Annotated in this window: 7 protein-coding genes; 5 read left to right on the forward strand and 2 right to left on the reverse strand. The window is 55.7% G+C overall.

Annotated elements, in window-relative coordinates; genetic code table 11:
- Positions 1-789 precede the first annotated feature (789 nt).
- The 3 genes from J3U88_RS15470 (at position 790) to J3U88_RS15480 (ending at position 7,761) form a co-directional block, all read left to right on the forward strand.
- Positions 790-6,306: an alpha-2-macroglobulin family protein gene (locus tag J3U88_RS15470; protein ID WP_207859799.1), complete on the forward strand. Its 5,517-nt coding sequence runs from the start codon at positions 790-792 to the stop codon at positions 6,304-6,306.
- A gap of 22 nt (positions 6,307-6,328) precedes the next feature.
- Positions 6,329-6,949 carry a carbonic anhydrase gene (locus tag J3U88_RS15475; RefSeq protein ID WP_207859800.1) on the forward strand — a complete coding sequence of 207 codons (621 nt, stop codon included), beginning with the start codon at positions 6,329-6,331 and terminating at the stop codon, positions 6,947-6,949.
- A gap of 221 nt (positions 6,950-7,170) precedes the next feature.
- On the forward strand, positions 7,171-7,761 hold the full coding sequence (locus tag J3U88_RS15480; RefSeq protein ID WP_207859801.1) for a sigma-70 family RNA polymerase sigma factor: 591 nt from the start codon (positions 7,171-7,173) through the stop codon (positions 7,759-7,761).
- A gap of 140 nt (positions 7,762-7,901) precedes the next feature.
- Here J3U88_RS15480 and J3U88_RS15485 read toward each other — a convergent pair whose 3' ends face one another.
- Entirely contained in the window at positions 7,902-9,923 is a 2,022-nt protein-coding gene (locus J3U88_RS15485; RefSeq protein WP_207859805.1) for a CBS domain-containing protein, read from the reverse strand.
- A 1,324-nt stretch (positions 9,924-11,247) separates the two neighbouring features.
- Here J3U88_RS15485 and J3U88_RS15490 point away from each other — a divergent pair.
- Positions 11,248-11,736, forward strand: coding sequence for a hypothetical protein (locus J3U88_RS15490; protein WP_207859807.1), 489 nt, complete (start codon positions 11,248-11,250; stop codon positions 11,734-11,736).
- Positions 11,737-11,807: 71 nt separating this feature from the next.
- On the opposite strand, the gene J3U88_RS15495 is transcribed toward J3U88_RS15490, so the two are convergent.
- Entirely contained in the window at positions 11,808-14,693 is a 2,886-nt protein-coding gene (locus tag J3U88_RS15495) for a serine/threonine-protein kinase (protein ID WP_207859808.1), read from the reverse strand.
- A 1,514-nt stretch (positions 14,694-16,207) separates the two neighbouring features.
- On the opposite strand from J3U88_RS15495, the gene J3U88_RS15500 reads away from it, so the two are divergent.
- Entirely contained in the window at positions 16,208-16,855 is a 648-nt protein-coding gene (locus J3U88_RS15500; RefSeq protein ID WP_207859810.1) for a VOC family protein, read from the forward strand.
- Positions 16,856-16,946: the final 91 nt, after the last annotated feature.

The raw sequence follows: 16,946 nt of genomic DNA on the forward strand, positions 1-16,946 counted from the left end.
ACCGTTTAACCTAAGAAGCGCGATAACTCGCGGCGATTTTGGCTAAACCTCTGGGCTGCAACGGTCTGTGAAAATGCTCACCGCACCCAATGGGTGCGCTTCCGCTTTCCCCAAACCATTTTGCTCCAGATCTTTAGCCAAAATCCCTCGCTCTTATCGCGCTTCTTAGGTTTAAACTAAGAAGCGCGAAAACTTGTAGTTGTTCCAGCTAGGCATCTGTTTTTTAACGATTTGTGAAGATGCTTGTCGCACCCGACCCCTGCTCGCTTTTTTCACGCCGTTTCGCTCCAGATCTTTAGCTAAAATCGCCGCGAGTTATCGTGTTTCTTAGGTAGAAGGTGGCGCTTAAAGTCGATCTTTTGTTCAAAGGGGAGCCGCGACACCTGGCTTTCGCAAAATCAGCCGTAAGACCCGCGCCGCGCTTTTATCTCAACCGCGCCTTGTGGGCCGGCCTGTTTTCCCGTGCCTTCGTTTTGAAACGGATGCTCGGGTTTTTCTTTTTGGTCGATCTCGGGCTTTGCCTGAAGGGCGGCTTCCTTCATAATGGAGCCATTCATTTTATTTTTTTCCCCTTCCTTGTGTCGAATTGGTCCGTGCGGCGGAATTACCGACTTCTCAGCGGAAGTCCGTGGTCGTGTTCTCGATAGAACTCTGTCACAATCAACACCTTGCATGTTTTTTGGCGCGATGCGATCACCGTCCCCGGTGGTCGGCCGGCCGCCCCGTGTTTCCCCCAATGACCCACCCGCGCGATTCCCGATGTTTCGGAAGAAGAACTGGAGATAGGTGATGCCGAAGTTTGCGATCCCCGCGTTCCGTGTCCTCCCACTTGCCGCCCTCGTTTGTCTGCTTACTTTATTTTCCTGTGGCCGAAAAGCCGAGGCGCCCTCCGGCGTCGTGGTTCAGCCCCAAGAACTTTTGAGCGCGTTTCCCCAAGCCGATGTTTCCCGCAAGGAACCACTGCGCTTTGTTTTCAAAGAACGCGTTGTTGCCGCGGCCTCGGTAGGCGAAGCCGTGCCGGAAGGGATGCTGACCTTTACCCCGGCCGTGGCCGGGACGGCCCGTTGGCGCGACGGACAAACACTCGCATTTGAACCCGAGGAATTTTTCGAATCGGGCAGCCAATATATTGCCACCATTGATCTTGGCAAAATTGGCGGCCAAGGCGGTTCGACCTCGCTGGAATTCAAAACCCGCGTTCGGGGTTTGGATGTGGAACTGGGTGCCTTGCGCACGGCGGGCGACGGCGGCGGCCGTTGGCTCAGCCTCGAAGGCACCTTGCACGCGGCCGATTACGAACCTGGCGAGGCGCTGGAGAAAACGATCACGGCGACCCAGGATCAAAGTAACTTGCCGGTGAAATGGAGCCATTCGCCGGACGGGCGGTTGCACCGCTTCACCATCGACAACATCGAACGCAAAAACTACGCGGGCAAACTCCTCGTGCGTTGGGACGCGGCCGGTCTCGGTCTCCCGGCGCGCGGCGAAAAATCGTATGACATTCCCGGCATTGATGTTTTTTCTTTGCTGACGATTGCCACGGCCGGCGATCCGGTGCCCCACGTTCTGTTGACCTTTTCCGATCCACTCGATCCCGACCAAGATTTGACCGGTTTGATCCATGCCGAAGGGGTTTCCTTTGACTTGGAAATCAACGGCAACCAGGTGCGCGCGGTGCCGCGCGGGGGCTGGACCGGTGCGATGACGGTTCAGGTCGCTACCGGAATTCGCAACCGCGCCGGTGGCGCGCTGCGCCGCGGCGGCCAACAGCGGTTGGTGTTTGAGGAGCCGCAACCGGCGGTGCGTTTTGCCGATGCCGGGGTGATTGTACCCAACCAGGAAGCGGCCGTATTCCCCTTTGAAGCCGTCAATGTCAAAGCGGTAGATGTGCGTGTGGTGCGCATTAGTGAAAAAAATGTCCCGCAGTTTTTGCAAGTCAACCAACTCAACCAGCAGCGTGAGCTTTACCGCGTCGGCAAGGAAGTGCTGCACAAGAAAGTGGCGCTTGACGGCGACCCTTCCCTGAATCTCAAGGCATGGAACCGCCACGGGCTCGATCTCAGCGAGCTGGTCAAACTCGAACCCGGTGCTTTGTACCAGGTCACCTTGGGTTTCCGAAAAAGCTACAGCCTGTATTCCTGCAACGAGGGGGACGGCGGCGATAGCGCGTCGGAAGAATCGGTGATCGGCGCGTTGGCGCCGGAACAAGATGCGAGCTACTGGAACTATTACCAAGATTACAGCAACTACAACTACCGTCACCGTAACAACCCCTGTCATCGCAGTTACTACACCGGTTCTCGCTTGCAGCGCCGCAACTTTTTGGCGTCCAACCTCGGTTTAACCGTGAAACGTCAGCCCAACGACGATCTACATGTGTTCGTCACCGACCTGAATACGGCCAAGCCACTGAGCAACGTGGGTTTGTCGGTGTATGACTTCCAGCAAACCGAGTTGGCGATTGCCAAAACCGATAGCCGCGGCCACGCGGTGATCAAAGACCTGGATCAACCCTTCCTGGTCATCGCCAAATACGGGGTGCAACGCGGCTACCTCAACCTCAACGACGGCTACGCGCTTTCGATGAGCCGGTTTGAAGTTGGCGGTGCACGGGCCCAAAAAGGATTGCGCGGTTATATCTACGGCGAACGTGGTGTGTGGCGGCCGGGGGATCCCATCCATCTGACCTTTGTCTTGCAGGATGCGGCCGCGTCCTTACCCAAGGATCACCCGGTTGTTCTGAAATTCACCGATCCGCGCGGCCGGTTGGTAGAACAACGCGTTTCTCGCGAGGGTGTTGACGGCTTTTATGCCTTTACCCTCGAAACCGAGGAGGAGGCGCCGACCGGCATGTGGTCGGCGGTGATTGACGTCGGTGGTGTTCAATTTCGCAAACCGATCCGGGTGGAAACCATCATGCCGAACCGGCTGAAAATTGGTTTTGCGCTGGATCGCGAGCAACTGGTGGTTGGCGAGGAAGCTTGGGCCGACATGAGCGCCAATTGGTTACACGGTGCCGTGGCCAAGGAACTCAAGGCCGATGTACGCGTCAACTACGTTCGGGTGAAAACGCGTTTCAAAACCTTTGAGGACTTTTCCTTCGACGATCCCACCCGTTTTTTCCGCGGTCAGGAACGGCTACTCAAGGAAACCGTCCTCGATCAAGACGGCAAGGCGCGCTTCACGATTGAGATCAACGAGCAGTTCCGTCCGCCCGGGGTGCTACGTGCCGATTTCACGACCCGCGTGTTCGAGCCGAGCGGGGCTTTTAGTATTGACGCGTTTTCGGTGCCTGTTCACCCCTACCGTAGCTATGTCGGGGTCAAACCACCGCGAGGCGACGCGGCGCGCAATATGTTGCTGACAGATCGTGATCACGAGGTTCAGATTGTGACCCTAGACCCCGCCGGCAAGCCGGTTTCGCGGCAAGGTGTGAAGGTCGAGGTGTTTAAGCTCAGTTGGGAATGGTGGTGGGATCAGGAATCCAACAGCCTTACCTCCCGCCAGGCCGGTCAGTTGGTGACGCCACTCTCGCAGGGTTTGGTGAATACCGTGAATGGCCAAGGACGCTACACCCTCAATGTGAAGTACCCCGAGTGGGGCCGTTACCTGATTCGTGTGACCGATCCCGACGGTCACCGTGCCGGTCGCATCGTTTATATCGATTGGCCGGGTTGGGCCGGGCGCCGTCAGCAGGAAGGCGGTGGCGATGCGGCGCGCTTGAGTTTCGAGGCCGACAAAAGCGCCTACCGCGTGGGTGACGAGGTGCTGTTGTCGCTGCCCAGCGCACAGAACAGTCGCATTTTGGTGAGTTTGGAGCGCGGTGAAACCGTATTGGAGACCCATTGGTTGGAAGGCCGCGCGGGCACGGTGCCCTTCCGCTTCAAAACCACGGCGGCGATGGCGCCCAACGTCTATGCCCACGTGACGCTGATTCAACCCCAGGCCCGCCACAAAAACGACCGGCCGATGCGTTTGTACGGGGTGATTCCCATCCCGGTCGAGGATCCCGGCACCCGGCTGCAGCCGCAAATCACCATGGCCGACGTACTCCAGCCGGAGCAGGAAGTGACCATTGAGGTCGCGGAGAAAACGGGCCGCGCCATGACCTACACGCTGGCGATGGTGGACGACGGCTTGTTGGATCTCACCCGCTTCAAAACACCGGATCCCTGGGGCGCTTTTTACGCCAAGCAGGCGTTGTTGGTGAAAACCTACGATCAATTCCGCTCGGTGCTGGGCGCATCGGGTATGCCGCTGACGCAAATCTTGGCGGTGGGCGGCGGTGAAGACGGTGGCGGCGATAAACCGCCCAAAATGAACCGTTTCAAGCCGGTGGTTTTTGCCCTAGGCCCCTTTCGGCTGGAGCCTGGCCAACGCAAAACACACAAGCTGACCTTGCCTAACTACGTGGGTTCGGTGCGCACCATGGTGGTGGCCGGCCGCGGCACGGCCTACGGGTCGGCCGAAAAAACCACGCCGGTCCGTAAACCGCTGATGCTGCTGGCCTCCGCGCCGCGGGTGCTGGGACCGGGCGAACGGTTTGCCCTGCCGGTGACCCTGTTTGCCATGGAAGAGGATGTGCGCGAGGTGCAGGTGACCTTAAACCTGGAGGGTGATGCGACCTTGCGAGGCGACGCCCAGCAAACGGTGACCTTTACCCAAACCGGGGACCAGACCTTGCCGCTTTTTGCCGAGGTCGGCCAAGCCACGGGGACCCTGACCTTTAAAGCCGAGGCGGTTGCCGGCAAACACCGCGCCTCAACCGAGGTGTCGGTGGATGTGCGCAACCCCAATCCCGAGATGGTGAAAACCCACGATGCGGTGGTTGCGCCCGGGTCGTCTTTCGAGTACGCCTACCAAGCCGTCGGCATGAAGGGCTCCAATCAAGGTGTGGTTGAGGTCTCCAGTGTGCCCGCGCTGAACCTTGGCCGCCGCCTGGATTACTTGGTTCGCTACCCCCACGGCTGCGTGGAGCAAACTACCTCGGCCGCCTTTCCCCAGCTTTACCTCAGCAAGCTGATGAAGTTGGCGCCGGACCGTCTCAAAGAAGTTGAGGAGAACATTCACGAGGCGATGGGGCGGTTGGCGCGTTTCCAACAAAGCAGCGGGGGCCTGTCCTATTGGCCTGGTCAAATGAGTTACCACTTCTGGTCGACGAGCTACGCGGGCCACTTCATGCTGGAAGCAAAACGTTTGGGTTATGCGCTGCCCGCCGGTTTCCTCGGCCCATGGAAACAGTTTCAGACCCACACCGCCAACAACTGGCAAACCAACGAACATGCAACAGAGCTGGATCAAGCCTACCGTCTGTTTACCTTGGCCCTTGCCGATGCACCGGCGCTCGGCGCCATGAACCGCTTCCGCGAAACGCGGCCGACCAACGACGTCGCCCGATATCTTTTGGCCGCCGCCTACCATCTCGCCGGGCGACCGGAGGGCGGCGATCAGTTGGTGGCGGTTCAACACGTCGCTTACCGCGAATACCGCGATACTGATATCACCCTGGGTTCCCTGACGCGCGACCAAGCACTGGTCATCGAAGCACGGCTCCACATGGGCCAACGTGGTGCGTTGGTAGAGGACATTAAGAAACTGTCGGCAACGCTAAACGGGCCGCAATGGCTCAGCACCCATTCCACCGCCTTTGCCTTGATGGCGATGGCACGCTTTGCCGACGCGGGCATGGGTTTGCGGTTTGAATTGGCCTTGGGTGGTTCAGCGGCCCAAAATCTGACCCAAGACAAACCCATCTACCAGCACTTGTTCGACCCCGACCGTGTCGGTAACGGTTCCCTGACGTTAAACAACCCGATGGAGACACCCTTGTTCGTTACCACCATCTTGCGAGGGCGCCCGGCGGCGGGTCAAGAAATCGATACCGCGTCTCAGTTGTCCATGATGGTTAACTACCAAGATTATGATGGAAAACCCGTCGATGTACGTCGTCTTCAGCAGGGGCAAACTTTTTTCGCGAAGGTGAAAGTCACGCACCCCAACAAACAAGGACGTACCTACCGCCACCTGGCCCTGAGTTCGGTGTTCCCCAGCGGATGGGAAATCAACCAAAATCCTCCCGCCGCCGGCAACAGGTCCCGAGAAGCCGGTTACACTTATCGGGATGTACGCGATGATCGCGTGCATACGTACTTCCACTTAAAACCTGGTGAGACCAAGGAATTTTCTGTTCTCTTGACCGCGGCGTATCTGGGCCGGTATTACCTGCCGGCCACCAGTGCCGAGGCAATGTATGACGCTACGATCAATGCCTCGGTTCACGGGTACTGGGTGGAAGTCGTCCCTTAAGCTCTTTTTTGCGGAGGAAAACATGGTTTCTGCTTCAGAGGCGTTGGCGCGTTTAAAAGAAGGTAATAAGCGCTTTGTGTCGGGGGTTCGCGGCTTAGAGGCCATGGCCACCCAAACCCGTATCCCTGAATTCGCGGAGGGCCAGGCACCCTTTGCCGTCATCCTGGGGTGCTCTGACTCCCGGGTTCCGGTTGAGCTGGTTTTCGACCAGGGGCTGGGTGATTTATTTGTTATTCGGGTTGCGGGTAATGTCGTGGCGCCTTCATTGGTAGGGAGTGTCGAATTTGCGGCCCTTCATTTGGGTTCCCGCCTGGTCGTGGTGATGGGGCACACGCGTTGTGGTGCGGTAGGCGCCACGATTAGCCAACTTCAACAACCCACGGATACGCATTCGCGCAACCTTCTGTCGATTGTGGACCGGGTACGGCCCGCGGTGGAATCCTTGCTAACAACTGAATTGGCCGATGATCCGGCAAAGCTGGCAAAGGAAGCGGTGCGCGCCAACGTGCGTATGTCCGCGAATCATCTGCGACATGGTTCGGCGACACTGGAAAAACTCATCGCCGAGGAAGGTTTGGTTGTCGTTGGTGCCGAATACGCCCTGGAAACGGGTGAGGTCGACTTTTTCGACGGCTTGCCCTAACTAGCCTGGGAAGCGAAGCTGCGCTTGGGCTTTCGCTTCCCGCTTTGGGTCGGTGTGCCCGTGCGATTCATGGGGGGTTGCCGACTGGCGCGTGATTTGGCACCCATCTCGCGATTTCTAACCCGTTCCGGTTGGGATTCGTATTCGCCAGGACGCGTTGTTTCAGGTATGATTTTGGTTCCTCCTTCTCTTCATATCATGCAGCGCGAATGGACCGTTCTATGTCAAAGAGCCCCGGCGACCTCACTCAATTGTTCCAGCGATGGATCCAACACAGTGATAATGAAGCATTTGACCATGCTGTCGACTTAGTCTACAAAGACTTAAAGCGCGCGGCACACAACCACCGTGCCCGTTTTCCCAACAGCCGTTTCCAGACCACCGAGCTGGTCAGCGAGTCGATTGCCAAGCTCATGCCAGTCCGGGAGAAACTCCAACTTTCCAGTCGAACCCACTTCGTAAATTTGGTAGCGCTTGCGTGCCGTCGTTTTCTTCAGGAAGAGATTCGTTCTAAAAATTTGCAAAAGCACGGCGGCAAGGATTTGGTGCTGGAGCCGCTGGGTGAAGATGATGTTTTGCAGCACACCTCGATTGAGGAGTCGCTGATTATTTCACAAGCGCTGGAGAAGATCCGCGATCAGGATCGCCAGTTGTTCGACATCGTCTATTATCGCCATTTTCTAGGGTTCACCATCGATGAGGTGTCCAAGGCTTGTGATTGTTCCGTGGCCCATGTGAACCGGAAGTGGCAATTTGCCCAAGCGTGGCTTTACGATTTGCTGACCCACGGCGAAGATGGCGAGGAAGACTAGCCCGCGTGTCTCACAAGGCGTTCAGTTTCTCGCGACGAATCCTGGTGAGAAATGCGGGCTAGATTACCTGTTTGCAGGTGTTTTGGGAAACAAGGCCGGCCCGCGCTTGGGCGCGGTACCGGCGCATGCAACCCTGTTCGCTAGCCAATGGCATAGGCGATGCCGCTTGGGGTTCGTTTTCGCGGCACACGAGCGACAGGACTAGGAAACGGTTTTTGCCGTTTGGGTTTGATGAGGTCGGTCTTTTCCTCGGTCGTCTTGTTCCCGGTCAGGGTGGTTTTCACCATTTCGACCAGTGGGAGCAACGCCGGTTCGGTAATATTTGGCAGGCAGTCGACGGAAAAGAGGCCAACGAGCTGGTCGTTCATGACCACCGGTAAGGCGTGGCTACCATGGAGCGCCATTTTTTTAAGTGCCTCTGCAATCGGCGTTTGAGGACGGACCGTCTCAACCTCGACGCCCATGATCGAGCGGACGGTGAAATGGGCGGCATCGTTGGCGCGCCCTGCCGCGCGGCTGGGTAGGAGAAGTGTGTCTACCATCCCGACCAGATGGGCTTGATCGGTTTCTACCGGGATGAACCGGGTTTTGCGGCGCGCACGGTAGTGGTAGGCCAAATCGGCCAAATCTTCTGGATCAAGGGTGATTGGGTTGTTGTCCATCACTTGGTCGACCGTCTTTTGGTCGATCTTTAGGTGAATGAGGGGTGATTTACCCGCTTCAGACCAGTCACTGACCGGTTCGCCACTCATGCGGCGCTCATGCATGGCGCAGGTTAAGCGGTGTCGGGCTTCGACGGAGTTACTTTTCTCCAGAAAATTCGCAAAACTTCGGCGCATCCAGGTCGCCCCGTTGGTAATTCGCTCACAGCGTTTGACCAGGGGTTCCAGCAGCGTGTGACGCACGGTTTTATCGATGCCGTGTCTCTCTAAGCCGTTGTGGGCCATAGGAAGAAGTTCGTCGAGGACGAGTTCGTGGGCGGGGTAGATCTTGCCGTCAAGCCACTTGATCGGTGTGGTGATACCGGTTTTCGCTGCATTGTAGAAATTCGCCCTGGCCTTGTCGAAGCGCATTCGGTGGGGAAGGTCGCGGTAGCGATCTGTCAGCCCGGCCATCATTCCCCACCAGAACGCCGCGTTGGCCGTTTGGTCGGCCAGGGTTGGGCCCGCGGGGAGAATGCGGTTCTCAATACGCAAGTGGGGTTTTTTGTCGGTTACGCCGTAGCAAACACGGTTCCATCGATAAACGGTCCCGGTAAGCAACTGGAATGCCGGCAGGGTGGGCGGGTGATCCGGGGACGCTTTTTCACTGTAATCGTCGGTGGTCGTTACGATGAAGCGGTGATCAATGAGGTCTTCCCAGAAAAGATCCAGTGGTGAGTCCCCGGCCCAGTCGTTGCCAAACTTAACGCGCGGAGGGCGTTCCCTCAAGGGTCCGACTTGGTGGCGTGTATCAATCGAGGAGCGGAACAAACCAATCCGTGTCTCGTGCCACAATCGGGCACCAAACAAAAGCGGACTGTTGGCGGATACGGCGAGCAGTGGGGCCGCGATGAGCTGGGCGAAGTTGTATTGATCGGCAAAGTCGCTGGGATTTATCTGATAGTGCAATTGAAAGCTGGTTGTTGCGGCTTCCAAAAGTGAACATCCGTGGCGAATGTTAAGTTCATCCTCGCCGGTGAGGGTTACCTGGAAATCACGGCCGCCGCGCAGGCGTCGCAAGTTTTGGTCAATCTCTTGGTAGCGTGGCAAGGGCGTCATGTTGTGCATCTGAAGATCGCGTTTTTGGATGGTGGGCAGGATGCCGGTGAGGATGGGCATGCAGCCGACGGTTGCCGCCGTCTGATCAAGGAGGTTCAGGTGATTTTGTAAATCCTCACAAATGGTGGTTAAGGCATCGCTTTTCAGTTCAACGGGTTCGCCGTTGAGTTCTAAGTTAAAAAGACCGAATTCGTGGACGAATTGAGGGTTGTCCAGCCGACGTAGCAACAATTCGGCGAGCGGGGCGATGCGAAAGTCATGGTGAACCAAGGACACTTCTTGCTCATAACCAATGCGGTACCGGTTTTCTTCCAGACGTCGTTGTTCAAACATGGATTGTAATAGGTTTAGGTCGTCGAGGAGTCGGCGGGTAAAGCTTCGTGTCGCTCTAGGGGATGTCAAAATACCTCCTTATTCAGGTGTTTAGACGGTGATGCCTGCAACATTCATCTCGTGAACCGGAAAATCGGTTGAGGTGGACCGTGACGCGGCCGGGATGAAATTGAATGAGGCTGCTCTTACGTGCGGGTCTGTATTGGGATGAGGTGTCGTCTAACGCACTTCAACGATAAGCGGCTTCTCACGGTTGGGTACCGGAGCCGGGGGCGTTGCGTCAAAAAAGCGCACGGCCCGTGGTGTTGGTTGTGTGTGCGAGGCGTAAACCACTGGTTGGTAATCGAAAGCGAAGGGCATGATCGAAATGTTGGTAGATTTGACTCATGTCTACCAGGTTACTGAAAGAAACTGCGATTGTCAAATTGTCCAGGGTGGCTTGAATTAACCCGGGGGTAGGATTTTGTTTGGTGCGCGTGTTTCAGGAGGGGTGGAAGGGGAGGTTGGGTGAGTTGATAAAGCCTTTTTATTTCAGTGTTTTGTGTCTTGATGCTTGCCCGCATTGTGTAGGTGTGTCGCCGAATCGCTTAATTTTGGTCATATTTTCAGGGGTTTGCCTGCCACGCGACGCGCCACCGTGAGGCATGCGGGTTCGGCATTGAGAAGGGAAGGTGTCGAACAGATTGCGACCCACGCGATCCCTGTTGATTTTGTTCTTTTGTTTTTTTACATAAATACTTGGTATCCAATGAACATAGAAGCGTATATAAAAAAAATTAAAAAAAATCACTAAAAAACAACCTACTTTGCGGTTTGCCTAATGACCGGCATTTGTGAATGAACATGCTTTGGATAGTGAGGTCGTCACCGTGGCCCCCATGGACACCCTGCTCGCTGGTTTGATACCCCGAGTATGGATGGATTAGGGCCGGTAAGGTCTTGTGCCATCGCTGTTTCGCAAATCCGGGAATGGATTCCCACGTCGGCGGCCCCGCCGTGGGTTGTGCGAACCGCGTTAACCATCGAGGCCGAGGGTTAACGTTACAGCCGTCAAAAATCGGATCACGTTTTAGGAATTCCAGTCGATTTTGGCGTGCCTGGTTATGTCGTATGGTCACCGTTATGTCTATCCAATCCTCTTGACCCCGCTCGTTGCCGGGACATCAGGGTGAACCCTTGTTGTGTCTAGGGTTCAGCCCGATACCGGTGTGCTTGGTTGTGGATCGAACACCCATCAATTCCTTGGGTTCGCGCGTCGGCGCCGCCGACGCTTTGGAACGACCGCGTTTTGCAGACGGATCGGTCGTTCCCGGTCGCTCTTCGGATTGGGGTGATGACCCGTGGTGGATGGATGGACGCGGCATAACTTGGTCCCACCTTAGAGGAACCAAATATGACTTCCGTGATTTCTCGATTTTTCGTGAAATGGAGTTTCGTTGTTTGTGTATCGATTGTTGTGCTTGCCCCGGCAACACCGCCTGTTGCCCACTTGGGTTCGGTTGAACCCCTGCTGGAACAGGGCTGCGATGAGGTCGATGGGCTTTGTTCGACCCGTGTGTTTTTGAGTGTCCAGCGTTTTAACGAGAAAACACAGGCGTTTGAACTCTTTGTGTACCAGGTGAATGGCGAGGACTTTGCCTTCAAAACCCCGGAGGAAATCGTCCAGTCCCGTGCCTTCACCCTGCGCCGCTGGGACCCGTGGGTTGTTGCCGCCTTGATGGCCGGCCGCGACACGGTTGCCTTACCGGAGGATTTTCACACCATCGTGGAAAAACCCACCTCCGACAACCCCGGAACGGACCCCGGTAACGGGGGTTCCGAGGAGGCCGCGCCACCACCTAGCGACGGGCAACAAACCAACCCCGATCTCGGGGGCAACTAAGTGCCATTTGGGGTCCCCGCGAGAAGGGGACCCTTTTTGTTGAATGGCATCCAGAGGTTTCATGGTGCCACTCATTGCCCCGAGGAATCGGGGCTTTTTTTTTCGTTTTCAAAAGCCGTTAACTGCGCTCGGTAGCTGTTTGCCGCTTCGTCACGGCCCAGTTCGGTCATGACATGGATTAATTGCTTAAGCACCTCGCGATGTTTCTCGTGATTTTTCGGGATCAATTGAGCGGCGGTTTCCAATTCTTGCGCGGCCTGTTGGTGTTTCTTCCGGCCCAGTAGGGCCGTGCCGAGTGTCAGATGAAAGATTCCTCGGTAAACCTTTGGGAGGCCGGCGACCCGCGGGGCTTCGGCGGTAACCGGGACCATGATGGCGGCGGCTTGGTCAAATTGTTCCAGGAGGTTGTGCGCATCGGCCTGATTGAGCAAGGCGTACAACCTGCTTTTGGTATGGTTTCCAGGGAGTGCCTCGTAGATTGAGAGCGAGGTTGCCAGAACGTTGAGGGCTTCCCGCGGTTGGTGATTCTGGTTGTAATAGGAAGCGAGGTTGCTCAGGGTTCGGGCAAATTCACGGGTGTTAACGGCCCCCGTTTTTCGCTTCTCCTCTACCTCCTGCTCATACTGGCGAATGGTGTCTTTGAGATTGCCGTCGTCGAGCTGCCTCAAGAACTCCTTAAGATTGTCCTTGCTTTTGTGGACTTTGCCGACCGTTTCAAGTTCGTCCATGAGTTTTAGCGCCTTGTTTCCCATTTCTAGGGCTTCCGCTTTTTGACCCTGTGCATCCAAGGCCAGGGCGAGGTTGTACATAAGCCCGGCCGTGTTGGGATGGAGCGGTGTCAATTCATTGCGAATGGCGAGCGCCTTGCGCCCAACCTCAACCGCTTCCGCTTTGTGTTCCGGGCTTGCTTCGCTGCCAACCAGCGCACTTGTCATGCGGTGGTAAATATCGGCGATGAAGATTTCTGAGTCACCATTTTGTTCATGGCATGCCGCGGCCTCTCTCATGTGGACAAACCCTTTCTTGGTTCGACCCAGCCTCACCTCGGCGTTGCCTTGCAGGGACCAGGCCTGACAATGAAGGCGGTCCCACTTTTCCCGCTGGTTCTCCGGCCCGCGAAAGGGACGTTTCAGCCGCTGGCGCGCGCGCATCGCGTGTTTGAGGGCGCGATGGGGGTGGCCGCTTTCCAAGGAGACCGAAGCCAAACTAACCAGGATTTCCAAACGCCGGATGTCATCGGGTGACATGGTTTTTTGAGCAAGCGTGAGGGCGCGCTCCAGCCGTTCATAACTTTCCCCGACACGGTCTTGAAGTTCCTCGGTTTTGCCCAGGTACAACTGGGCTTCCGCGTAGCCCGCGCTTTCCGGCCCGAGCCATTCCTCGGCAGCCCGTGACATTTTGAGAAATTGTTTTTCCGCTTCGCTGTAATAACCGCTGCTGTAGAAGGAGAGCCCCAAAATTTTGTAGAGCTCGAAAGCGGATTCCGGTTTGCCCTCAACCCGACGGTCGACTCTCGGCGTTGTCTGTATGAGTTGTTCAATATAAAGGAGTTCTGGTCCGCTTTGCATGGGGTGGGGATTCCTCAACACCTCGGCGAGAATGTCCTGAGTGAATTGGGTCCTATCCCTACTCGACACGGCCACATCCCTGGCTTGGGCGGTAAACCACCAGCCGAGGGTGATGGAGCAAAACAGCAGGGCGGATAAGGGATAGGTGGCCAATTGAAAGGGGTCGCGTCGCCACAATTTTTTCATCCTCAAGCCAAAACCGTAGGGCTTGGCACTTTCCAAAAGTTGATCGCTGTTAAAGCGGTGTAATTCGTTTTGGAACACCATGATGTTGGGCAATCGCTGTTCGGGATCGGGATGGGTTGCTTTGGCCGTCAGTGCGTCCAGCTCGGTGCGGAGCACCTGCTTTAGACGCTTGGGACTGAGATCCAGTTGATCCTCGTTGTTTGTTTGGGTCAGCACCGCACTCGGGCGCGTCAACGGCTGCTTCAGCCAGGCGTACAGGTCCTCGGCACAGGTGAAGGGGTATTGATCCGGTTCGACCGGACGGAGTGGTGGCTGACCGCAAAGCAGTTGGTAAAAAATGGCGCCCAGCCCGTAGACATCGTTGCGTACGTCGGCGAAGCTGTCGGCCGTGGCTTGTTCAGGTGCCATAAAGGTGGCTGAGCCGCGCGGTGATGTGAAGGCAAAATCAAGATGGGCCATGTCCTCGTTGTCGGTTAGCGCGCGGGCGATCCCGAAATCGATCACTTTCACGCGTGGTTGCCGGCCTGGCTTTTCCGGTGCCGTCACCAACACATTGGCCGGCTTAAGGTCCCCGTGAATCACCCCGCGGCCGTGGCAATAGAGGAGGGTGTCGCAAATTTGCAGCACCAGATCAATACGTTGGCTTAAGGGCACCCGCTGCTCCCGGCAGTATTGATCGATAGGCCGTCCTTCGATATGTTCCATGACCAAATAGGAGCGGTTTTCATTAACGCCGATCTCAAATACTTGGGGAATTCCGGGATGCTTGAGTTTGGCCAGGGTGGATGTTTCCTGTTCCAAAAGGTGCCGGGTCTGTTCTGGGGTGTAGTTGGTGTTGGGCCGCAAAAGTTTGACGGCGACCGTGCGTTCAAGGGGTGCTTTTTGGGCGGCTTTGTACACAATGCCCATGCCGCCGGAACCCAACTTTTCAATGATTTCGTAGGGGCCGATCTGCTCCGGTTGTTGAAGTTCCTGGAGTTTGTGCAGCAAGTGGTCGAGAAACCGTTGACTCGGGTTGTTTCGCTGTTCGGCGCGTTTGTTAAAAAACTGGACCGCGTCGGTCTGACAGCCGATCATGCGCATGAGCTTGGCCGCGCGTTTCGGGTGATCCTTGGCAAGCTCCTTCAAAAATCGGCGTTGTTCGTCGGGGTCGGATTGCAGCAGATGGTCGTATTGCTGCTGGAGTTCCTGGAAACCTTGCATGCTCTCTCTCGCTTTTTGGAGTTGAAGAAAAAAGGGGCTGCTATTCGGTTAGGACGCATTTCAGGTGGATGGATCAAACGCGAACCGGCGGGCGATAAAGAACCGAGGATTCATCAAGGACGCGCACGTGGCCGGCTATCTCCCGCGTTGGATAGGGGTGGAAGGGTCGGGTCGTGGACGATTCTCGGGTTTGATTCATGTTAGCAAAAATGGGTCCATACACGGGTCAAGGCGGGCCTTTATTGCGATGACTCGCCGCCGCCGGCAGTGCCCGTCCGGTGTCGATTCAAAAGTGTCGGCTTGAATCAAGTGTGCGCGAAGAAACAGAATGGATAGCCTGGCATAGAATGCAAAAGATCGTTGTGGAACGGAGGATGGTTGGTTGGTGTGGGTCGGTATGAAGGGAATCCCACCTATCGGACTTAGGAAAAGGTTTCGATTTAGGTGACAGGCCCGTAAGCGCGGGTCGTTTCAGATCACTTTGGGTTCGTGGTTGGGTCCTCGTGGCGTGCCTGAGCGCGGACTGGCAGGAGCCTGAGAAAAGCGACTCTTGGCGTTGTAGTTGTGAGGGATTGCTCCGTGCAAGTTAAGCAAACGATTCATGAAGCATGAAATCGGAACCTTCCTTTGTTTGCTTCTAAACTCAATGCGGAAAAACAGAACGCGTTCTATCAAGTTTTTGAATGTTTTTTAACGCGTTTCTCGTTAAGTGACTTTGCGTCTATCGGCATCGGCAAATTCAATGCGTGTGTTTCGATTACAGTGGGATGTTAGCCGGGTTAATCCATGAAACTACTCGCGAATTACGCGTTTTGGCGGATTTATGGGTTTTCGGTGTGCCTTGCATCCAATGCACCTTACTGGGAAGGGAAGTATCTGGTTTCATAAGGGGAATGCTTGTTTGGGCGTAAAGCAGATTTATCAAGGCCGTCCTTTTTTGCAAAGTGCCGAAGGAGGATGGTGGGGCTTGCCATTTTTGAACCTGAGAGGTTCTGAAGCGAGGGTTATTCTAAAAAATTGGAAATAAAGGGTTTTTTTGAAGTGGGTCGGGGGCGCGCACGACCGCACCCGCCGGGTGCGGTGCGCATTTTTACAGACCGTTGCAGCCCAGGTTTCGCGAAAATCACCGCGAGTTATCGCGCTTCTTAGGTTTAACGGCATCGTTGTCATTGGATTCTTTTGCAGGGAACTTGATCCGGTGTCGCCAAGGTGTGCATTTGTGATGCATTCCGTTAGGTTCTGTGTGTGATTTTTAAATAATACTTAAATAATAATTTTGAATCGTTTACTAGCGTTAATATCAAGCTTTGATATGCGATGTTCAAACCCGAGGCATCTTTGCTCTGTTATTGCATGAGAAAGGGTGGCTCCGTTGCTTGGTTTTCATAAATGAAGGAGGGCTTGCTCCGGGGGCCTGGGTGGTGGGAACCATCGTGAGGTGGTTTTCGCGCCGGGTCAGGAGGGTTATCAAGGAATAGGTGACGGATCGGGGTCAAGCGGTGTATGGATCAGGTTTGTTTCTACGATTCTCATGGGGAAATGAGGACAAAGATGCGATACTGGATTTTCTCGATCTCACATGGGTGCCTGATGGACCCGCTTTCTGCCCTGCCCGAATGCTTCCTAACGCAACCGTAGATAGCGTGATGCTTTTTTCTCACCATATCCGCGAGAAAAGAGCAGGCGGCTCGCCCGTGTTAATCGTTGGCTGTCGCGGTCCGTGGCAGGGTGGGATCAAACATCAAAAACCACGTTTAAGGACAGGGGGTTATATGAGTGAAGCACAATCAGAACCGGCATTTGGCCAGGCTGCTTGGTTGGATTTGACCGTTCCCGATTCGGAACAGATCCGCGATTTTTATACGAAGGTCGTTGGTTTTGAAACATCCACCGTTGATATGGGTGGCTACCAAGATTATTGCCTGCACCCCCCGGGGCAGGACGCCCCGGTTGCCGGTGTTTGCCGCACGGCGGGCGCCAATGCGGATCAGCCCGGGGGTTGGATTCCTTATTTTACCGTGGCCGATCTTGACGAATCATTGGCTCAGGTGGAAGCTTTGGGTGGCAAAGCTTTGGCCGCTGTACGCACCATGGGCAAGGACCGTTTTTGCCCCGTGCAGGATCCCAGTGGCGCTGTGTGTGCGCTTTATCAAAAAGGTTAATCGGTTCGGTTGTTTCGTTTTACCTAAGCGGCGCTGAAGCGAGGGGTTTGGGGCGAGCGAGGGAACCCTAAATTGTCGGGGTCGGTAGACG

This window comes from Acanthopleuribacter pedis (assembly GCF_017377855.1).
GTDB classification, from domain to species: Bacteria; Acidobacteriota; Holophagae; order Acanthopleuribacterales; family Acanthopleuribacteraceae; genus Acanthopleuribacter; species Acanthopleuribacter pedis.